Source organism: Kosakonia oryzae, assembly GCF_001658025.2.
In the GTDB taxonomy this organism is placed as follows: Bacteria; Pseudomonadota; Gammaproteobacteria; order Enterobacterales; family Enterobacteriaceae; genus Kosakonia; species Kosakonia oryzae.
In genome coordinates, this window is sequence record NZ_CP014007.2 from 2,655,058 (window position 1) to 2,673,926 (window position 18,869).

The 18,869-nt window shown below is 55.9% G+C and carries 18 protein-coding genes; 11 read left to right on the forward strand and 7 right to left on the reverse strand.

The window, feature by feature from the left end:
- Nucleotides 1–41: 41 nt before the first annotated feature.
- The 4 genes from AWR26_RS12670 to AWR26_RS12685 form a co-directional block, all read right to left on the reverse strand.
- Nucleotides 42–170 carry a DUF2474 domain-containing protein gene (locus AWR26_RS12670; RefSeq protein ID WP_064566282.1) on the reverse strand — a complete coding sequence of 43 codons (129 nt, stop codon included), beginning with the start codon at nucleotides 168–170 and terminating at the stop codon, nucleotides 42–44.
- Entirely contained in the window at nucleotides 170–1,180 is a 1,011-nt protein-coding gene (gene cydB / locus AWR26_RS12675) for a cytochrome d ubiquinol oxidase subunit II (RefSeq protein WP_064566284.1), read from the reverse strand. Before cydB ends, AWR26_RS12670 begins: the two co-directional genes overlap by 1 nt.
- Nucleotides 1,180–2,517, reverse strand: a complete 1,338-nt coding sequence (locus AWR26_RS12680) for a cytochrome ubiquinol oxidase subunit I (RefSeq protein ID WP_064566286.1) — start codon at nucleotides 2,515–2,517, stop codon at nucleotides 1,180–1,182. Before AWR26_RS12680 ends, cydB begins: the two co-directional genes overlap by 1 nt.
- Nucleotides 2,518–2,713: 196 nt before the next feature.
- Complete coding sequence (locus AWR26_RS12685; protein ID WP_139227890.1) at nucleotides 2,714–3,544, reverse strand: hypothetical protein; 831 nt, start codon at nucleotides 3,542–3,544, stop codon at nucleotides 2,714–2,716.
- A gap of 66 nt (nucleotides 3,545–3,610) precedes the next feature.
- Between AWR26_RS12685 and AWR26_RS12690 the strand changes: the two genes are divergently transcribed.
- The 7 genes from AWR26_RS12690 (at nucleotide 3,611) to AWR26_RS12720 (ending at nucleotide 11,212) form a co-directional block, all read left to right on the forward strand.
- A complete protein-coding gene (locus tag AWR26_RS12690) occupies nucleotides 3,611–5,017 on the forward strand; it encodes an aminotransferase-like domain-containing protein (RefSeq protein WP_064566291.1) in 1,407 nt (468 codons plus the stop codon).
- A gap of 346 nt (nucleotides 5,018–5,363) precedes the next feature.
- Complete coding sequence (gene ydcS, locus AWR26_RS12695) at nucleotides 5,364–6,506, forward strand: putative ABC transporter substrate-binding protein YdcS (protein WP_064566293.1); 1,143 nt, start codon at nucleotides 5,364–5,366, stop codon at nucleotides 6,504–6,506.
- Nucleotides 6,507–6,523: 17 nt separating this feature from the next.
- Complete coding sequence (locus AWR26_RS12700; RefSeq protein ID WP_064566295.1) at nucleotides 6,524–7,537, forward strand: ABC transporter ATP-binding protein; 1,014 nt, start codon at nucleotides 6,524–6,526, stop codon at nucleotides 7,535–7,537.
- Nucleotide 7,538: 1 nt separating this feature from the next.
- The gene (locus AWR26_RS12705; RefSeq protein ID WP_064566297.1) at nucleotides 7,539–8,474 is read left to right on the forward strand and encodes an ABC transporter permease; all 936 of its coding nucleotides are present in this window, start codon (nucleotides 7,539–7,541) and stop codon (nucleotides 8,472–8,474) included.
- On the forward strand, nucleotides 8,464–9,270 hold the full coding sequence (locus AWR26_RS12710) for an ABC transporter permease (protein ID WP_064566299.1): 807 nt from the start codon (nucleotides 8,464–8,466) through the stop codon (nucleotides 9,268–9,270). Before AWR26_RS12705 ends, AWR26_RS12710 begins: the two co-directional genes overlap by 11 nt.
- Before the next feature lie 24 nt (nucleotides 9,271–9,294).
- The gene (gene patD / locus AWR26_RS12715) at nucleotides 9,295–10,719 is read left to right on the forward strand and encodes an aminobutyraldehyde dehydrogenase (protein ID WP_064566301.1); all 1,425 of its coding nucleotides are present in this window, start codon (nucleotides 9,295–9,297) and stop codon (nucleotides 10,717–10,719) included.
- A gap of 271 nt (nucleotides 10,720–10,990) precedes the next feature.
- Nucleotides 10,991–11,212 (forward strand): hypothetical protein, encoded by a 222-nt coding sequence (locus tag AWR26_RS12720; RefSeq protein WP_064566303.1) that lies wholly within the window; start codon nucleotides 10,991–10,993, stop codon nucleotides 11,210–11,212.
- Nucleotides 11,213–11,268: 56 nt separating this feature from the next.
- On the opposite strand, the gene AWR26_RS12725 is transcribed toward AWR26_RS12720, so the two are convergent.
- Nucleotides 11,269–11,706 (reverse strand): ECs1072 family phage-associated protein, encoded by a 438-nt coding sequence (locus tag AWR26_RS12725; RefSeq protein WP_064566305.1) that lies wholly within the window; start codon nucleotides 11,704–11,706, stop codon nucleotides 11,269–11,271.
- Between the two features lie 246 nt (nucleotides 11,707–11,952).
- On the opposite strand from AWR26_RS12725, the gene AWR26_RS12730 reads away from it, so the two are divergent.
- The 4 genes from AWR26_RS12730 to AWR26_RS12745 all read left to right on the forward strand — a co-directional run bounded on the left by AWR26_RS12730 (nucleotide 11,953) and on the right by AWR26_RS12745 (nucleotide 13,658).
- Nucleotides 11,953–12,234 (forward strand): hypothetical protein, encoded by a 282-nt coding sequence (locus AWR26_RS12730; RefSeq protein WP_405055570.1) that lies wholly within the window; start codon nucleotides 11,953–11,955, stop codon nucleotides 12,232–12,234.
- A 160-nt stretch (nucleotides 12,235–12,394) separates the two neighbouring features.
- Nucleotides 12,395–12,568 carry a GhoT/OrtT family toxin gene (locus AWR26_RS12735; RefSeq protein ID WP_064569008.1) on the forward strand — a complete coding sequence of 58 codons (174 nt, stop codon included), beginning with the start codon at nucleotides 12,395–12,397 and terminating at the stop codon, nucleotides 12,566–12,568.
- An 88-nt stretch (nucleotides 12,569–12,656) separates the two neighbouring features.
- Nucleotides 12,657–12,830: a GhoT/OrtT family toxin gene (locus AWR26_RS12740; protein ID WP_064566309.1), complete on the forward strand. Its 174-nt coding sequence runs from the start codon at nucleotides 12,657–12,659 to the stop codon at nucleotides 12,828–12,830.
- A gap of 66 nt (nucleotides 12,831–12,896) precedes the next feature.
- Nucleotides 12,897–13,658 (forward strand): alpha/beta fold hydrolase, encoded by a 762-nt coding sequence (locus tag AWR26_RS12745; protein WP_064566311.1) that lies wholly within the window; start codon nucleotides 12,897–12,899, stop codon nucleotides 13,656–13,658.
- 56 nt (nucleotides 13,659–13,714) lie between these two features.
- Here AWR26_RS12745 and AWR26_RS12750 read toward each other — a convergent pair whose 3' ends face one another.
- A complete protein-coding gene (locus AWR26_RS12750; protein ID WP_064566313.1) occupies nucleotides 13,715–15,889 on the reverse strand; it encodes a virulence factor SrfC family protein in 2,175 nt (724 codons plus the stop codon).
- The gene (locus AWR26_RS12755; protein ID WP_064566315.1) at nucleotides 15,886–18,867 is read right to left on the reverse strand and encodes a virulence factor SrfB; all 2,982 of its coding nucleotides are present in this window, start codon (nucleotides 18,865–18,867) and stop codon (nucleotides 15,886–15,888) included. The genes AWR26_RS12750 and AWR26_RS12755 overlap by 4 nt, the downstream gene beginning before the upstream one ends.
- Between the last annotated feature and the right edge of the window lie 2 nt (nucleotides 18,868–18,869).

Genomic DNA, 18,869 nt, shown 5'->3' on the forward strand with positions numbered 1-18,869 from the left:
GCTTAAAAAGTTTGCTGTTTCCACAGCAAACTCTGCATACATCAGTGGGATTTAAACCCGGCCGCCGACATCAGCAGGCGGAACACCATACTTACGGCGGCCAACGCCAGCACGCTGCTGCCCCAAATCAGTATCAGCCACATCAGGCGGTTGAAAAACGAATGTTTCATCAGTGATAGCCCTCGCCAGGTTGCACTTTGCCGCGGAACACGTAGTAGCTCCAGGCGGTATAGACCAGGATAATCGGGATAATCAGCAGCGCGCCGACCAGCATAAAGCCCTGGCTTTGCGGCGGTGCGGCAGCCTGCCAGAAGGTGATATCCGGCGGAATAATGTGTGGCCAGATGCTGATGCCAAGCCCGCTAAAACCGAGGAAAATCAGGCCCAGCGTCTGCACAAAGGGTAATGCATGATGCTGCGGATTGCCGAGGCTGCGCCACAACCAGGCGCTGAGCGCAATAACCAGCAGCGGTACCGGCGCGAAGAACAGCAGGTTTGGCAGGCTGAACCAGCGGGAAGCAATCGCCGGGTGCGCCAGCGGTGTCCACAGGCTGATGACCGCGATAACCACCAGTAAAACCAGCAGCAATTTCTTCGCCGCTGCGCGCATTTTATCCTGCAACGGCGCGCCGCTTTTCATCACCAGCCAGCTTGCACCCAGCAGCGCATAAGCCATCACCAGCCCGACACCACAGAACAGGGTGAAGGGGGTTAGCCAGTCCAGCGCGCCGCCGTTAAAACGCCGTTCGCTGACCGAAAAACCATTCAGCACCGCGCCCACCACCACGCCCTGAGTAAAGGTCGCCAGCACGGAACCTGCCATAAACGCTTTATCCCAGAACGGGCGATGTGCGGGTGTGGCTTTGAAACGAAACTCGAACGCCACGCCGCGAAAAATCAGCCCCAGCAGCATGAGCGTCAGCGGAATGGTCAGCGCATCAACAATCACCGCATAGGCCAGCGGGAATGCGCCGAACAACCCCGCGCCGCCAAGCACCAGCCAGGTCTCGTTGCCGTCCCAGACCGGCGCAACGCTGTTCACCATCACATCGCGATCGTGAGCATCGCGGGTCAGCGGAAACAGAATGCCGATCCCCAGATCAAAACCATCCATCACGATGTACATCAGGGTGGCAAAGACAATAATCACAAACCAGATCAGCGAAAGATCGATACCCATTATTTTGCCTCCTCATGCCAGGCTTGCGGGCCTTTGCAGATCAACCGCACCATATAGCTGTAGCCGACACCGAAAACAGCGCTGTAAACCACGAAGAATGTCAGCAGGCTAAGACTCATCTGCATCACGCCGTGAGCCGAAACCGCATCGGCCGTGCGCAACAACCCGGTGACGACCCACGGTTGGCGGCCAACTTCAGTGGTGACCCAACCGGCGAGAATAGCGATCAATCCGGCAGGCCCCATCCACAGGGCAAAATGCAGGAACGGCCGCGACTGATAGAGCCGCTGTTTGTAGCGCAGCCACAGCGCACCGACACCAAGGGCGATCATCAGCACGCCGAGGCCAACCATCACGCGGAATGACCAGAATACCAGCGGCGAATAGGGGCGCTCGTCTTTGGGAAACTCTTTTAGCGCCGGAACCTGTTTATCCAGGCTGTGAGTGAGGATCAGGCTGCCAAGCGCCGGGATCTCAACCGCGTAACGGGTGCGTTCCTGTTGCATATCCGGCAGGCCGAACAGCAACAGCGGGGTGGCTTCGCCAGGCGGGTTCTCCCAGTGGCCTTCAATGGCGGCAATTTTTGCCGGTTGATGCTCCAGCGTATTCAGCCCGTGCATATCGCCCACCATTGCCTGGATCGGCGCGACAATCAGCGCCATCCACATTGCCATCGAGAACATTTTGCGCATCGCGGGCGTATCGTTACCGCGCAGCAAATGCCAGGCAGCAGAGGCACCGACAAACAGCGCGCTGCTGAGGAACGCGGCGATGGTCATATGCATCAGGCGATAAGGGAAGGATGGGTTGAAGATCACTTTCAGCCAGTCCACCGGCACCACCTGGCCCCGCTCGATAATGTAACCCTGCGGCGTGTGCATCCAGCTATTGGAGGCGAGGATCCAGAAGGTGGACATCAGCGTGCCCAGCGCCACCATGCAGGTGGCAAAATAGTGCAGCCCCGGCCCGACTCGGTTCCAGCCAAACAGCATCACGCCGAGAAAACCGGCTTCCAGAAAGAACGCGGTCAGCACTTCATAGGTCAGTAATGGCCCGGTAATGCTGCCCGCGAACTGGGAAAAGCCGCTCCAGTTGGTGCCAAACTGGTAGGCCATCACCAGCCCGGAAACCACGCCCATACCGAAGTTAACGGCGAAAATCTTCGACCAGAAGTGGTACAGCGTGCGCCAGTCCGGGTTACGGGTTTTCAGCCATAACCCCTCCAGCACTGCAAGAAAACTGGCCAGCCCGATAGTGATCGCCGGAAAAATAATGTGAAACGAAACGGTGAAGGCGAACTGTATTCTCGCCAGGTGAAACGCATCTAAACCAAACATGGACAACCTCAGATCAACTGCTGTGAGGGGTATGGTAATGAGCGCGAGCCGGAACTTGCAGAAACAGATTGGCGAAATTTTTGTATAACAGTTAAATTTAAAGCCCATAAAAATGGGCTCTGTTATAGATGGAGACAGCAAACCTACTACCGGGCCATGGGTAAATCAGGCGGCGTTGCCTTGAAGTCCGTACGTATTAGTGCGGCTGATTTAATAAACTGAGCAGATCATCCAGTTTCACCGTTTCGATATTGAACGGAGGTATCTTTAATGCTTCATTCCCCAATTTTCTGAATTCATTCTCGCTGGTCAACTCTCTATTTACATAGAACGCTTTTTTTACCTCGCCATCCACTTCCGTATAGCTCAGTTCAAGTGTTGTTGATATATCGATTAATACGATAACGTCCGGATGCTGCGCATTATAATCAAGCGCTTCATTTGAGAGGTTAAATGCATGGCTGTTATTATTTAAACCCACTAATTCAGTGAGTTTTCCTTTCCCTCCGGTGGCGGTGTAGTTGACCCAATAATAGGACAGTGGCACCACAATTTGACGTTTGTCTTTATTGGTTGAATATGTCAATGTGACATAAGACTTAGCTTCTTTTTTAAAGTTTTGAATCGGATACCCCTCGTTATAAACGGAAAGCCTTTCGGTATGATAAATCTTATTTTGCTCATCATAATCAAAGCTGTTTTTCAGGATAAAAATCGGGGCGTATTCTAATTTTGAAATCATCGTCTGCTTAACACTGAGCGTATACGTCAAATAAGCTGTTGCCAGACTAATAAAGATTGGCACGATGCCAATAATAATATCCCACACATCTCTTTCTTTAGTCATCTTGCTAACTCCATGTGTAATCACCATAAAATTCGACCAGGCAGCATATCTCCAGGCAGGTGCAGTGAAAACTATTATCTCCAGTAGGTATGCATGACTCCATGAAAGCACGCCGGGACGGCCCAAACACAGCGCGACAGCCAGAGGTATAACAGTTTTTTTTAGCACCATCTTTTTCATTACTGATATAGCGAGGATGCGTCTCCCGTGCCATCATATTCACCATCCTCAACCCGGTGAATATGCATGAAAAAATACCAGCGCCTGGCGCAACAAATCAGCGAACAAATTGAGCTTGGCGTCTGGCGTCCGGGGGAGAAACTGCCGTCGCTGCGCGAGCAGGTCGCCAGCAGCGGGCTGAGCTTTATGACGGTGGGCCACGCTTATCAGTTGCTGGAAAGCCAGGGCCGGGTGATTGCCCGGCCGCAATCCGGTTACTTTGTCGCGCCGGCTTCCGGCGTGCCGCGCGTGGCGGCGGCGCAGGTTACCCGTGATGAAGCGGTGGATATTAATACCTATATTTTCGATGTGTTGCAGGCCAGCTGCGATGCCTCGGTGCTGCCGTTTGGCTCAGCGTTTCCCGATCCGAAACTGTTTCCGATGCCGCAGCTTAACCGTTCGCTGGCGAAGGTCAGTAAAAGCGCCACCGCCATGAGCGTGATTGAAAATCTGCCGCCGGGTAACAGCCAACTGCGCCATGCCATTGCCCGTCGCTACGCTCGTCAGGGGATGAACGTCTCCCCGGACGAAATTGTCATTACCGCCGGAGCGCTGGAGGCACTGAACCTCAGTTTGCAGGCGGTCACCGAACCGGGCGACTGGGTGATCATTGAAAGCCCATGCTTCTACGGCGCGTTGCAGGCGCTGGAGCGTTTAAAGCTGAAAGCGCTGTCGGTGCCGACGGATGTGAAAGAGGGGATCGATCTTGATGCGCTGGCGCAGGCATTAGCCGATTATCCGGTAAAAGCCTGCTGGCTGATGACCAACAGCCAGAACCCGCTCGGTTTTACGCTGAGCCCGGAGAAAAAAGCGCGTCTGGTGGCGCTGTTGGCGGAACATCACGTCACGCTTATCGAAGACGATGTCTACAGCGAACTCTATTACGGCCGCGAACAGCCGTTACCGGCAAAAGCCTGGGATAAGCAGGATATGACGCTGCACTGCTCGTCGTTCTCCAAATGTCTGGTGGCCGGTTTCCGCGTTGGCTGGGTGGCGGCAGGCCGCCACGCGCGGCGCATTCAGCAACTGCAGTTAATGAGTACGCTCTCCACCAGTTCGCCGCTGCAACTGGCGCTGGTCGATTATCTCTCCACCCATCACTATGACGCGCACCTGCGTCGCCTGCGACGCGTGCTGGCGGAGCGCAAGCATCTGGCCTGGCAGGCGCTGCTGCGCCATCTTCCGCCGGAGGTAAAAATTTACCGCAATGAGAGCGGCTATTTTCTCTGGCTGGAGCTGCCCGCCGGGTTGGATGCCGGAGCGCTCAGCCAGCAGGCGCTGGCGCACCATATCAGCATTGCGCCGGGGAAAATGTTCTCCACGTCTGACCGCTGGCAATCCTTTTTCCGCTTTAATTGCGCCTGGGCGTGGGGTGATAAAGAGGAACGTGCGGCAATTCGCTTAGGGGAATTGATTCGCCAGATGATGAAATAAACTCGCTTATTTCATTCTTATTTTCTGAATATCTTGTTCTCATTTTAAAAATAGTGACGATAAAAACTTGCAGGGCACCGTCATTATTTTCTGTGCTTTTGTTTTGTGTATTCATAGGAAATGTGAATAGCAACACAGATTAACCCCATACCGACTAACCCCTTGTCTATACTCAAAAAGACGGTCGGTTATCATTTTCATTCGAAACGTAATGCGTTATGTGTCACATCCTGGCGAAATTTACGCCGGGCGACATTCTGGCCGTCCGCGTGCCGTCTATTTTTATTAAGGGAGATATATTTACGGCAAGGCTGCCGCACTTTTTTCATTGCGACAGGAGTAAACAATGAGCAAGAAATTTGCCCGCAGCAGTCTGTGTGCGCTGAGCATGACGATGATGGTCGCGCACGCCGCCGAACCCACCGAAGTGGGAAAAGGGGAAGGTCGTCTGGATATTATTGCCTGGCCGGGGTATATCGAACGCGGCCAGACCGACAAGCAATATGACTGGGTTACCGCCTTTGAAAAGGACACCGGTTGCGCGGTGAACGTCAAAACCGCCGCCACCTCCGATGAAATGGTCAGCCTGATGGCGAAAGGCGGCTACGATCTGGTCACCGCTTCCGGCGATGCCTCGCTGCGCCTGATTATGGGGAAACGCGTGCAGCCGATTAATACCGCGCTTATCCCGAACTGGAAAACCCTCGACCCGAAACTGGTTAACGGCGCGTGGTTTAACGTTGGCGGCAAAGTGTATGGCACGCCGTATCAGTGGGGGCCAAACCTGCTGATGTATAACACCAAAACCTTCCCGACGCCGCCGGATAGCTGGTCGGTGGTGTTTGTGCAACAAGACCTGCCGGATGGCAAAACCAATAAAGGGCGCGTACAGGCCTATGACGGCCCGATCTACATTGCCGATGCGGCGCTATTCCTGAAAGCCACCCAGCCGCAACTGGGCATTGACGATCCCTACCAGCTTACGGAAGCGCAATATCAGGCGGTACTGAAAACCCTGCGCGATCAGCACTTGCTGATCCACCGCTACTGGCATGACACCACGGTACAGATGAGCGACTTCAAAAACGAAGGCGTTGTCGCCTCCAGCGCCTGGCCGTATCAGGCGAATGCCCTGAAAGGTGAAAACCAGCCGATCGCCACCGTATTCCCGAAAGAGGGCGTCACGGGCTGGGCGGATACCACGATGCTGCACGCCGATGCGAAACACCCGAACTGTGCCTACAAGTGGATGAATTGGTCGCTGACGCCAAAAGTTCAGGGCGACGTGGCCGCCTGGTTTGGTTCGCTGCCGGTGGTGCCGGAAGGGTGCAAAGCCAGCACGCTGCTGGGTGAGCAAGGCTGCGAAACCAACGGTTACCGCTTCTTTGACAAGATCGCTTTCTGGAAAACCCCGGTTGCTGAGGGAGGCAAATATGTGCCGTACAGCCGCTGGACACAGGATTACATCGCCATTATGGGTGGCCGTTAACCTGCCAGGAGCTGAGCATGACCTATGCAGTGGAATTTCTCGATGTCTCGCGGTTATACGGCGACGTCCGGGCGGTTGACGGCGTCACTATCGCCATCAACGACGGGGAGTTTTTCTCCATGCTGGGGCCATCCGGCTCCGGCAAAACCACTTGTCTGCGGCTGATTGCCGGGTTTGAGCAATTGAGCGGCGGCGCAATCCGCATCTTTGGTCGTGAAGCCAGCGAACTGCCGCCGTGGGAGCGGGACGTCAACACCGTGTTCCAGGACTACGCGCTGTTTCCGCATATGTCGATTCTCGACAATGTGGCCTACGGGCTGATGGTGAAAGGTGTGGACAAAAAACAGCGTCACGCCCGCGCCCGTGAGGCGCTGGAAAAAGTGGCGCTCGGCTTTGTCCATACGCGCAAACCTTCGCAGCTCTCCGGCGGGCAGCGGCAACGGGTGGCGATCGCCCGTGCGCTGGTTAACGAGCCGCGCGTCTTGCTGCTGGATGAGCCGCTTGGCGCGCTCGATCTAAAACTGCGCGAACAGATGCAACTGGAGCTGAAAAAACTGCAACAGGATCTCGGCATCACCTTTATTTTCGTCACTCACGATCAGGGCGAAGCGCTGTCAATGTCGGATCGGGTGGCGGTGTTTAATAATGGCCGCATTGAGCAGATCGATACCCCGCGCGAACTTTACCTGCGCCCGCGCACGCCGTTTGTCGCCGGGTTTGTTGGTACATCAAACGTCTTCAGTCAGGAGCTTGCCAGCAAACTGTGCGGTATGCAGGGCACCTTTTCGTTGCGCCCGGAACATATTCGCCTGAACGCGCCAGGGGAAATTGAAGTCAACGCCGTCGTGCAGGCGGTGCAGTATCAGGGCGCGGCGACACGTTTCGAGCTGCTGCTGGCGCAGGGGGAGAAAGTGATGGTCAGCCAGGCGAATCTCTCCGGCGTGTTGCTGACCGAAACGTTGACGCCGGGGCAGCAGGTGCAGATTTCATGGTCGCGGGACGCGATGGTGCCGTTGCAGGGAGCGGGGTGACATGGCAATGAGTATTCCGTTAACCGCCCGGCGACGTGCCAGCCTGAGCGGGGTGTTCTGGCGCAAACCGCTGCTTGGGCTGCTGCTCTTGTTGCTGGGGCCGCTGATGTGGTTCGGCATTGTCTATTTGGGTTCGCTGCTAACACTGCTGTGGCAGGGCTTTTATACCTTCGACGATTTCACCATGTCGGTGACGCCGGATTTAACGCTGGCCAACCTGCAAGCGCTGTTTAACCCGGCAAATTACGACATCATCGTGCGTACCCTGATGATGGCGATTACCGTTACCGTGGCGAGCGCCATCATCGCGTTCCCGATGGCGTGGTATATGGCGCGTTATGCGCAGGGGAAATGGAAGGCGTTTTTCTATATCGCCGTGATGTTGCCGATGTGGGCCAGTTATATTGTCAAAGCCTATGCGTGGACGCTGTTGCTGGCAAAAGATGGCGTGGCACAGTGGTTTTTAAGCCATCTGGGGCTGGAGCCGCTGTTAACGGCCTTTCTGACGCTGCCCGCCGTCGGCGGCAATACGCTCTCCACGTCAGGGCTGGGGCGCTTCCTGGTGTTCGTCTATATCTGGCTGCCGTTTATGATTTTACCGATCCAGGCGGCGCTGGAACGGCTGCCGCCCTCGCTGTTGCAGGCATCGGCCGATTTGGGCGCGCATCCGCGCCAGACCTTCCGCTATGTGGTGTTGCCGCTGGCCATTCCGGGCGTGGCGGCCGGGTCGATTTTCACCTTCTCGCTGACGCTGGGTGATTTTATCGTGCCGCAACTGGTGGGGCCGCCGGGTTACTTCATTGGCAACATGGTCTATGCGCAGCAGGGCGCGATTGGCAATATGCCGATGGCCGCCGCCTTTACGCTGGTGCCGATCGTGTTGATTGCCCTTTATCTGGCGTTCGTGAAACGTCTGGGAGCATTCGATGCACTCTGACCGCGCACCGTTTTTTCTCAAAGTCGCCGCATGGGGCGGCGTTATCTTTCTCCATTTCCCGCTATTGGTCATTGCCATCTATGCTTTTAATACCGAGGACGCGGCGTTCAGTTTCCCCCCGCAGGGCTTTACGCTGCGCTGGTTCAGCGTCGCGGCGGCACGCGGGGATATTCTTGATGCAGTGACACTGTCACTGCAGATTGCAGCACTGGCGACGGCTATCGCCTTGATTCTTGGCACACTTGCTGCAATGGCCTTATGGCGCAGCGAGTTTTTTGGCAAGAGCGCGATCTCGCTGTTGCTGCTGTTGCCGATAGCGTTGCCAGGGATCATTACCGGGCTGGCGCTGCTGACTGCCTTCAAAGCGGTCAATCTGGAGCCGGGTTTTTTCACCATTGTGGTCGGGCACGCGACGTTTTGCGTGGTGGTGGTGTTTAACAACGTCATCGCCCGTTTCCGGCGCACCTCGTGGAGCCTGGTCGAAGCCTCAATGGATCTGGGCGCCAACGGCTGGCAGACCTTTCGCTATGTGGTGCTGCCGAATCTCGGTTCGGCGCTGCTGGCCGGGGGAATGTTGGCATTTGCGCTGTCGTTTGACGAAATCATCGTCACCACCTTTACCGCAGGCCATGAGCGCACTCTGCCGCTGTGGCTGCTGAACCAGTTGGGCCGCCCGCGCGATGTGCCGGTGACCAATGTGGTGGCGCTGCTGGTGATGCTGGTGACGATGCTACCTATTCTCGGTGCCTGGTGGCTGACACGCGATACCGACACCGTTGCCGGAACCGGCAAATAACACACCCAGCTAAAGGACAGAACTATGCAACATCACTTGTTTATCAATGGAGAATTGGTTAACGGCGAAGGCGAGAAACAGGCTGTCTACAACCCGGCCACCGGCGAGGTGTTGCTGGAGATCGCCGAAGCTTCCGCCGCGCAGGTCGATGCGGCGGTGCAGGCCGCCGATCAGGCTTTTGCCAGTTGGGGGCAAACCACGCCGAAGGCGCGGGCCGAATGCCTGCTGCAACTGGCGCAGGTGATTGAAGACAACGCCGAAACCTTTGCGCAGCTCGAATCCCTCAACTGCGGCAAACCCTACCACTGCGTGTTGAATGATGAAATTCCGGCGGTGGTGGATGTGTTCCGTTTCTTTGCCGGGGCGGCGCGCTGCCTGAACGGGCTGGCGGCCGGGGAGTATCTGGAAGGGCATACGTCGATGATCCGTCGCGATCCGCTGGGCGTGGTGGCATCCATCGCGCCGTGGAACTACCCGCTGATGATGGCGGCATGGAAACTGGGTCCGGCGCTGGCGGCGGGTAACTGCGTGGTGATCAAACCGTCGGAAATTACCCCGCTGACGGCGCTGAAACTGGCCGAACTGGCAAAAGATATCTTCCCGGCTGGTGTGCTGAATGTACTGTTTGGTCGCGGTCAGACAGTTGGCGATCCGTTAACCGGCCACGAAAAAGTACGTATGGTGTCGCTTACCGGTTCGATTGCCACCGGCGAACACATTATTGGTCATACTGCATCGTCAATTAAGCGCACCCATATGGAACTGGGCGGCAAAGCGCCGGTGATTGTGTTTGATGATGCCGATCTCGACGCGGTCGTCGAGGGCGTGCGTACCTTTGGTTTTTATAACGCCGGGCAAGATTGCACCGCAGCATGCCGGATTTACGCGCAAAAAGGGATCTACGATGCGCTGGTAGAAAAACTCGGCGCCGCCGTCGCCAGCCTGAAAATGGGGGCGCCGGAAGAGGAAAGTACCGAACTGGGGCCACTGAGTTCTGCCGCTCATCTGGCGCGTGTCAGTAAAGCGGTTGAAGAGGCAAAAGCGCTGAGCCACATCAGCGTGGTCACCGGCGGGAAAAAGGGCGAGGGCGCAGGCTATTACTATCAGCCAACCTTGCTGGCCGGGGCGAAACAGGAAGATGCCATTGTGCAGCGCGAAGTGTTTGGCCCGGTGGTCAGCGTAACGGTGTTTGATGATGAAGAGCAGGTGCTGGGCTGGGCGAATGACTCACAGTACGGGCTGGCATCATCGGTCTGGACACGTGATGTCGGACGGGCGCACCGCTTAAGCGCGCGTCTGCAATATGGCTGCACCTGGGTGAATACCCACTTTATGCTGGTCAGCGAAATGCCGCACGGCGGGCAGAAACTCTCTGGTTATGGCAAAGATATGTCGCTGTACGGGCTGGAAGATTACACGGTTGTTCGTCACGTAATGATCAAACATTAATCGCTAAATAAAGCCACGGACGGCTTTTAAAAAGCCTTATAAAACATGAGGCAAATCTCATAGTAAATTATCTGTGTTGTTATTCATGAAAAACTGATTTAATAATATTCAGCCATCAGCGGAGTGGCGAAATATCTAAATCAAATAATACCGCGCACCAGCATTTCCTCTGCCCGTCATATGAGTGTCATCGGTTCGACAACAGACAGTCATTGCGACAGAAGATAATGACTGGCTTTTTTATAAAAAAACAGGCAGGGGAAAACCCATAATGAGTAAAATCGTGGTCGTGCTCGTACCCGGGGGCGCGTCTGAGTTTTTGACGGTTGATGATAGCGAAACCGCCGTCTCGTGGGCTACTGGTAACGGTAGCAGCGGAGCGCAAACCGGTTTGTTACCCATCGAAACCTACTACTGCGAAGGCGAAGAGTTTTATTTTGCGCGCGTGGAAAATCTTTCCAGCAGTGAAATCGCCTCAGCATCGTTTAATTAAAAAAAGGGCTCCAGCGGGGGCCCTTTTTTATTTAATTACTTAATTAATTTGTCTGCTTATCGTTTTAAAAACGCTTCATTCTCGCGCGGCGCCCAATCTTTCTCTGAAAAATCATAGGTCGGGTAAGACTCGTCTTTTACGCCCTGAGAACGAATAACGGCGCGAACTTCCGCCGGTAGGTTTTCATCACGAAATAATTCTGCCAGTACAAACAGCGTATCAATAAAAGATAACTGTTTTACTTCAAAGGGTTTCCAGCCGGTGCGTTTAAAAATCAAATGATAAAGCGCTTCTTCGCCTGCCAACGGAACAAAGCTGCTGGCGTATTTTTCACGGTGGCGCGCAAGCAGATATTCAAGGATAAAAATCTGTGCGATGCGCTGGCGTGCTGCTTGTCCGCGCGGTGTGTCAGTGGTCATATCGATGTGCGTTATGTCGTTGTTTTCACGCACCCGAACTTCTATGGCTTGCCACAGGTCGTCATATTTCTGCATAACCTTACCTTGTTTAATCCGAAGTATTCCTTGCAAAGAGACAATATCAGAGAAGATTGTGCGCCGCCAAATTTCCCGATGCTTACGTTAATGCTACTGAAGCTTAAATTGAGACTTAAGTTAAATCTCACCATAAAAAAGAAAAGGGTCAGCGTAATTTGTGTTTAATCAATATTCACAGGCTGCAAGAATAATAATCTGCAAATTCATACCTTTTCCAGGATAACAAAAATGCGAATTCGTTCGATGATGTGGGGGATGGTTGTTGCGGTCTCATGGCTGGGCGCAACAGAAGGGGTTGCCAAAACGCAGGCGCTGTCCGATGCGCAGGTTAAAAAAGCGATCATTGCGGAATCCATTGCGCAGTATCCCGGTCCCTGCGCCTGCCCGTACAATCAGGCGCGCAACGGCAGTGCCTGCGGCAGACGCAGCGCCTGGAGCAAACAGGGGGGCTATTCACCGCTTTGTTATCCGGATGATGTCAGTAAAGAGCAGGTAAAAGCCTGGCGCGAGCGCCAGCAGCCGTAAAATTGACAGGCCGGGTGAAATCCCGGCTTTTTTATGTTCTTCAGCAAGTTAAATCAAAATTACTGATAGCCCGGATTGTTACAAATGCAATTAAACTTGATAAATATCAATAATTAGAGCATATTGCGCACGTTTTGTTATTTCCGGGTTAATGTTTGTTATGTCGTTATATCAAAAAATGTTGGTTTTCTACGCAGTGATGGCGTTGATTTGCGCACTGATTACCTGGTTCCTTTCCCACGATCGTAAACGCATTCGCTTGCTGAGCGCCTTTCTGGTCGGCTCCACCTGGCCAATGAGTTTTCCCGTGGCGTTGTTGTTCTCAATTTTCTGATCATAAAGCGTGACGAATAAAACGATACCTTATTGAAAATTAGGGCAACATGTTAGCTGAATGTTTACCTAAGGACAGGAGGCATACGTTGGAACTCTACACAAAACTGCTTATCTTCTACGTGGTAATGGCGGTAATTTCCGCTATGGCAACCTACTTTCTCGCCCGCGACAACCGCAAAGTCCGACTCCTCAGCGCAATACTCATTGGTGCTACCTGGCCCATCAGCTTTCCTGTCGCGTTACTGTTTTCACTCTTTTGATCGCGATCTCTCCCTTTTATCGCAATACTGTATATAATTACAGTGCTCCGATAAAAGGGAAACCTCATGAACACATTCTATTCACGTTATGCCCAGGGGCAGGTGCGTTGGCACGATCTGCCGGGGCACGGCGATCCGCTGGTGTTTATCCACGGATTGGGCTGCGCATCATCGTTTGAATACCCGCGCGTGGTCGCCGATCCCGCATTTGGCGGCAGGCGCGCCATTCTTATTGATTTACCCGGCAGTGGTTACAGCGAACGGCCAGCCAGTTTCTCCTATCGCACCAGCGATCAGGCGAAAGTGGTGGTCGAGCTGCTGGATAAGCTCGATCTGCAGGCCTTCTGGCTTTATGGCCACAGCATGGGCGGCAGCATTGCGATTGAGGTGGCGGCGCAGATGGCCGAACGAGTGAACGGGCTGGCGGTATCAGAACCTAATTTCTATCCCGGCGGCGGTATGTTCAGCCGTGAGATTGCCAGCCAGGATGAAGCGGGGTTTGTCACCAGCGGTTATGCAGCAATGCTGGCGCAGGAGAAAACCGCGTGGGCCGGGTGCCTGCAAAGTAATGCGCCGTGGGCGGTCTGGCGCGGAGCAAAAAGCCTGGTCGACGGTATTGAGCCAACATGGATGACGCTGTTTGTAGATTTCCCGCAGCCAAAAACGCTGATCTTTGGCGCGCTTTCACTGCCGGATAAAGACGAAGAGGCAGTACGGAAACAGGGGATCCCGGTACAGGTGCTTGCCGATGCTGGGCATTCGATGTCATGGGAGCAGCCCGCCGCGCTGGCGCAGGCGCTAAATCGCTTTATTGCGGAACACGAATAAAAAAACCCGGCGCGCAATAGCGGCCGGGTTTCTGTTTGTGCTGCATCCGTTTTCGCTTATCGCAGTAAAGACTTCAGCTTCTTGCGCGCCGCGGGAGTGACATCCAGCGGGTGGTGGTAGCCAATGTTTTCCGTTGCCCGGTGATAGAGCGCAACCAGCCAGTCGTAAACATAGCGGGTGGCGGCGTGAACCGGCTGCTCGCTCAGCCGGGTCAGGCGCGTGTTGCTCGCTTCTGCCGAACCGGTGGCGAAAATGGCGCGATCTTTCTGCACGCGGCTGGCCGGACGATCGGCTTCCGCCACCGATGCATAACCGAGCCAGGCGACAAAGTTGCCAATCGCAGCATGCAGTTGCGCGGCGCAGGCGGTATCACGCTGCATGATGGCTTGTAGCTGCTCCGGCAGATTCAGGCGGTAGCTGCTGACAATCACAATTTCCGCCATCTGGCGCAGGGCTGCCGGGCTGAGCCCAAGACGCACGGCGTTGTCGTCGTTGCGGCTCCACTGGCGAACATGGTTAACCCACAGCGCATGCGCCTGCTGACCGACATCTTTGTTTTGCGGCTGCTGTTCCGCGTTATCCGGCGATTCGGCAAACAGATCGATTGCATCGTTAAACAGGCCGCTGACTTTCTCTTCGCGCGGCTGCTGTACTTTCCACAGCGTGTCGAACTGCTGCATATCCGGCTGCAAACCTTCCAGCAGTTCACCATGACGGGAGGCCTGGCCCTGCAATTCGCGCACGACAGCTTCAGCACGGGTGCGCTGGGCGGCCGCATCCTGCTCCGGGCTGACAAGCCATGTTTGCAGCAGTTCGCGCAGCGCATGCTGATGGCGTTCTACCAGCGCTTTTAAACGCTGTTGACGCAGATCCGGCGCGGTGGCCTGCGCTAACCATGCCAACAAGCGTTGCAGACTGCTGGCATCCAGCGCCTGCAATGTGCCCCAGTGCTGGCCCGGTTTGCCAATCAACTGCTGGACCGCTTCATCCAGATTCTGCGCCAGCGTGAAACGCGCATCGTGCGGCGTAATGGCCCAAACCAGACCTGGCAGCGCGGCTTCCTGGCCTGATTGTGTCTCTTTTACCCAGTTGAGCAGGGCGCGGGCAGTGGCGGCGGTGGTCGAACGCTCCAGCGTGGCGTTACAGATCATCAGCACGTCCGGCTGCAAACGCTGGCGATAGCTCTCCAGCAGCCAGCGGCATTTACTGCGCCACAGCGGTTGACCGTCCTCCGGGCCGGGCGCCGGGATATCCAGAATATCCACTGACGGCAGCACGCTGTTTTCCACCGGCAGCACCAGTTCGCGGGTGATCAGCGCCAGCGTCGCCAGCGGAATACTGACCGCATTGAGCCGTTGATCGTTGGCCCAGGGATGCACCACCACTTCATCATGAATCTCTTCACTGCCGGGTTCCGCCGGGGTTAAAAATCCGTCTGTCGGCAGGGCGAAGCTATCGACCAGAACGCTTAACGGCGCGGCCAGTTCGCTGGCATTGCCGGTCTGGTGCAGGGTGTGCGCCAGTGCCAGCCACTGCTGCGTCAGCTCGTGTTGCTCGCCCCATAATAACGACCAGGCGCTGGCCCGCGCGCTGAGATCCAGTTGCGGCAGCAGGCTGGCAAACTGATACCACAAGGCATCGTCCATTTGCTGCTGCGAAGAAGGCACAACCGAGCGCCAGAAACGGGCAATGCCGCCAATCTCTTCGGCGGTGATCCCCGGTACCGGATTCGGCTGGCGCAGGGCGCGCCATTTCGCGACCCGGCTTTCGATCACCGCTTTGTCTGCCGCGCGCAATTCTGGCTGCTGCTGGGTATGGGCAATAAATAACTGCACCAGTTCGGCTTCGCTGATAATGCGCAAACAGAGCGGAAAGCTGTCATCCATCGGCGAGTGATCCGGGGTGAAACGCAGCGCCATGCTGGTCAGCGCGTGCCCCGGATTGATGTGGGTAAAGTAATCCAGCGTTTTATCGCCCGGACGCACATCCAGCCGCCCGTTGCCGCTACCGCACAGCGCGCCGAGCAGATGGGCTTTCGCCGCCTGCGAATGGCCATACAGACCGATGGTGCAGGGCGCGTCAACGGCGTCGCGCAGCGCGGTTTCTCCGGCAGCGGCCGTATTCAGGCGCGCCAGCAGCGCGTCGGCATCATCATCCAGTAACGGTGAAAGTGTCCGGTTTTCGTTAATCCATGCGCTCAACGCCTGGGTGGTGTTTACGCTCGCACTCATTTCAGATACACACTCCCGCTGTCGATCCAGTAGTGACTACCGCTATGGCGGCGGTCGGCCAGCGTATTCAGTTTAAAAGTTAACGCGTCGGCAGGCACCGGCGTGCCGTCCTGCAACCAGGCTTCACTCAGCGTGAAGGATTCCGGGCCGTGATGTTTGTTGCCGCCGCTAAAGGCCAGACGCACGTTTAACACGCCGTCGCCAGCGATGGTTTTCGCCAGCTCCTGCGAGTTAATACTCAGCGTATAGAGCGGTGTGGCGGGCCAGCGGGCGTTAGCTAATTGACGGAAACCCAGTGTTACATTGCCGCGCAGCGGGAAGTGCAGCTTCGCATCCAGCTTGGCACCCGGTTTATCGAGATCGATATCGTGATACCAGATATTTTCGTCGCGCAGCGTGTTAACCACGTTATCCAGCACACCGAGGTAGCGCACCGTGGAGTAAGCGCCAATATCAGCCGCCTTAAAGTTAAAGCGCGGCAGACGCAGATCCAGCGCCAGGCTGCACAGCATCGCGCCGACCGCTGCGGTTGATTTCGGGTTACCGATTTTGCCCTGCTGGCTGAAGGGATACCACTCATGTACGCGGTATTTATCCAGCCAGATCATGCGGTTAACCGGCACCGGCTGCAAATGGCGGATCAGCGCCTGCACGCCCGGCAGGCAGCCCGGACGGCCGGTGATCAGCAACACGTCGCAACTGTAGTGGGAAATGGCTTCGCACACCGCATGCAGCGGGGCGGTAAGCGTAAATTGCCCGTTCAGCATCGCGTCCTGCAATTCGCGGAAATTGACCTGCAACGGCACGGCAAGCACGTCGAATTCCGCTGAGCCGGACGGCAACGCATGATCAATTGCCTGACGCAGGTAATTCATCACATTGCGCGTCGGTTGCTGCTTGAGCAGTTCGCCGAAGGTCGCATGCAAGCCGGCCAGCGGATCGTTGATATCGCTCTCTTCCCAGGCAGCAAGGATCGCGTGGCCGATCGGCATAAACAGTTGCAGCGTGGTCTGCTGGCGCAACACCGCCTGCGTATCAATACGCCCGGAATCGCCAAACAGCGTCGCCATAATCGCCGCCGCATCGCTGATGCCCGCTTTTTGCATCTGCGTTTGCAGCGCAGGCAGCACGCAGCGCTGGATCACATCCAGCAGAATGTCATCACCCGCCACTTTAAACCCTTCGCGAAACAGCAGTTGCGGGGTGATTTTGACGTTGCTGCCGGTGCCATCATCAAGCTGATAATGGGTGATCGCCATATCGGTGGTACCGCCGCCAATATCGACAGAGGCGACGCGCAGCGAACGGCCTTTCACCGCACCGGGCGCTTCCGCGCGATCCGGGCGGGCGAGGGAAGCAAAAAAGGTTTCTGTCTGCCCGGCAAAACGGGAGATCGCTTCGTTATACAGCCATACCAGTTGTCCGCAGCTCGCTTCGTCCCACTCCATCTGAATATGCGGCACCGGCACCACGCTCTTTTCCTGCTGCTTGCGGTTGGCGAAGTCTTCATCCTGCGGATGCCAGCCCATGGCTTTCCATACCAGCGCGATGGCTTCAAACATGCGGCGGCGGAAGATTTCGCGCTCCTGCTTCGGCATCGCGGAAGGCAGGGTCAAAATAATGGTGCGCAACTGGCGCGGAGACGCCGGGAAGCCGAGGCGCAAACGCGTCGCCACACTGTTGATTTGCCCCAGCGCCTGCGACAGCAATTCGCACAGCATATGGGTCATCAGCGTGCTGCGGCTGTACTGCGGCGAAAAGACCGGCAAACGCTCATCCAGCGGCAGGCTGTAGAGCGGCTGGCCCTCATCATTCATCAGATTCATCAGCGGGAAAGCGGTAGCCAGCGGTTCGCGCTGCGTTTTGCTGTTCATCTGGCTAAAACGCCAGTCCTGCAACACCGGGGTTTCATCCCACAGATAACGGCGCGGGCTGGAGATCCCGCTGTTGCCTTCAGTTCCGACGCGCTGCATCGCCAGTTTGCGCGCTTCATCGCCGACGCGCACAATCGACGGCCAGATAAATGCATCTTCGCGCCCGCTCTCCACCGAGAAGTGCTGCTTACCAAAACGCGCTTCCGAAAACTCCAGGCGGCTGGTAAATAGCGGCTCGTTAAGGAATTGCGGCTCGCTGAGCGATCGCACCTGCAACTCTGCCGTCTGGCGCAAACCATCGTTGGCATCGCCATGATCTTCAATGATTACGCCGCAGGTGTGGGTGTTACCAACATCGAGGATTAGATCAACCGGAATCGCCGGGGTGCTTAGCGTGTGGGTGACGATTTTGACTTCCGGAACCTGCAATTGCGAGCCGAGCAGGGTCATCAGGTTCAACCAGTGCGCCTGGTATTCAAAACCGCGCAGCGCCTGCGTGATTTCCCGCTCGCTGCGGCTTTCATGCTGCGAAATGTAGTGTAAGAAAGCTTCGCGCAGCCAGCCGTCAACCCAGGTTTGATCGAGGAAATCGGCGACTTCATCATCATGCCAGGCCAGCGCAAAGCGCGTGCCGTTAAGGATGTCGTTTTCCTGAGGCGCCAGAGACGCCGGAGAGTTGTCGTTGATCTGGCTGTCGAGCGCCAGCGCGATACGGTGCGTATTGCCTGCGCTGTCGGGTTCGCTCAATTTACGGATCTGCACCCGCGCCCAGTTATCCGGCCCTTCAACAAAAGTACGCGGCGGGTTAAAGCGCAAAAAAGGTACCGGCAGCCAGACGCCATCAAGGATCGACAGCGAATACTGTAACGCGTGGGTACTTTCCGGCTTGACCACTTCCGGCTGACCGCCATCGCGGTTCGGCAGGGTATAACGCTCGTTCACTACATCAAAATCGAGTCGCAGCAGCGGGCCGTTGGCCGTTTTACGCACAAAACGGCCGCTGTTAGCCGAATCCTGCGGCGTCACGCCAAAATCAAGAAACTGCACGCCGCTGTTGGCAATCAGCGTCACGCTCTGTTTGTAGTCGCAAAGATTAACCAGCATAA

What these genes read in the sequence shown, in the direction of transcription:
- AWR26_RS12745 (WP_064566311.1), top strand. Translation starts at nt 12,897, where the DNA reads ATGAACACATTCTATTCACGTTATGCCCAGGGGCAGGTGCGTTGGCAC.
- AWR26_RS12730 (WP_405055570.1), top strand. Translation starts at nt 11,953, where the DNA reads ATGATGTGGGGGATGGTTGTTGCGGTCTCATGGCTGGGCGCAACAGAA.
- AWR26_RS12670 (WP_064566282.1), bottom strand. Translation starts at nt 170, where the DNA reads ATGAAACATTCGTTTTTCAACCGCCTGATGTGGCTGATACTGATTTGG.
- AWR26_RS12720 (WP_064566303.1), top strand. Translation starts at nt 10,991, where the DNA reads ATGAGTAAAATCGTGGTCGTGCTCGTACCCGGGGGCGCGTCTGAGTTT.
- AWR26_RS12755 (WP_064566315.1), bottom strand. Translation starts at nt 18,867, where the DNA reads ATGCTGGTTAATCTTTGCGACTACAAACAGAGCGTGACGCTGATTGCC.
- AWR26_RS12710 (WP_064566299.1), top strand. Translation starts at nt 8,464, where the DNA reads ATGCACTCTGACCGCGCACCGTTTTTTCTCAAAGTCGCCGCATGGGGC.
- AWR26_RS12685 (WP_139227890.1), bottom strand. Translation starts at nt 3,544, where the DNA reads ATGAAAAAGATGGTGCTAAAAAAAACTGTTATACCTCTGGCTGTCGCG.
- patD (WP_064566301.1), top strand. Translation starts at nt 9,295, where the DNA reads ATGCAACATCACTTGTTTATCAATGGAGAATTGGTTAACGGCGAAGGC.
- AWR26_RS12705 (WP_064566297.1), top strand. Translation starts at nt 7,539, where the DNA reads ATGGCAATGAGTATTCCGTTAACCGCCCGGCGACGTGCCAGCCTGAGC.
- ydcS (WP_064566293.1), top strand. Translation starts at nt 5,364, where the DNA reads ATGAGCAAGAAATTTGCCCGCAGCAGTCTGTGTGCGCTGAGCATGACG.
- AWR26_RS12690 (WP_064566291.1), top strand. Translation starts at nt 3,611, where the DNA reads ATGAAAAAATACCAGCGCCTGGCGCAACAAATCAGCGAACAAATTGAG.
- AWR26_RS12725 (WP_064566305.1), bottom strand. Translation starts at nt 11,706, where the DNA reads ATGCAGAAATATGACGACCTGTGGCAAGCCATAGAAGTTCGGGTGCGT.
- AWR26_RS12735 (WP_064569008.1), top strand. Translation starts at nt 12,395, where the DNA reads ATGTCGTTATATCAAAAAATGTTGGTTTTCTACGCAGTGATGGCGTTG.
- cydB (WP_064566284.1), bottom strand. Translation starts at nt 1,180, where the DNA reads ATGGGTATCGATCTTTCGCTGATCTGGTTTGTGATTATTGTCTTTGCC.
- AWR26_RS12750 (WP_064566313.1), bottom strand. Translation starts at nt 15,889, where the DNA reads ATGAGTGCGAGCGTAAACACCACCCAGGCGTTGAGCGCATGGATTAAC.
- AWR26_RS12700 (WP_064566295.1), top strand. Translation starts at nt 6,524, where the DNA reads ATGACCTATGCAGTGGAATTTCTCGATGTCTCGCGGTTATACGGCGAC.
- AWR26_RS12680 (WP_064566286.1), bottom strand. Translation starts at nt 2,517, where the DNA reads ATGTTTGGTTTAGATGCGTTTCACCTGGCGAGAATACAGTTCGCCTTC.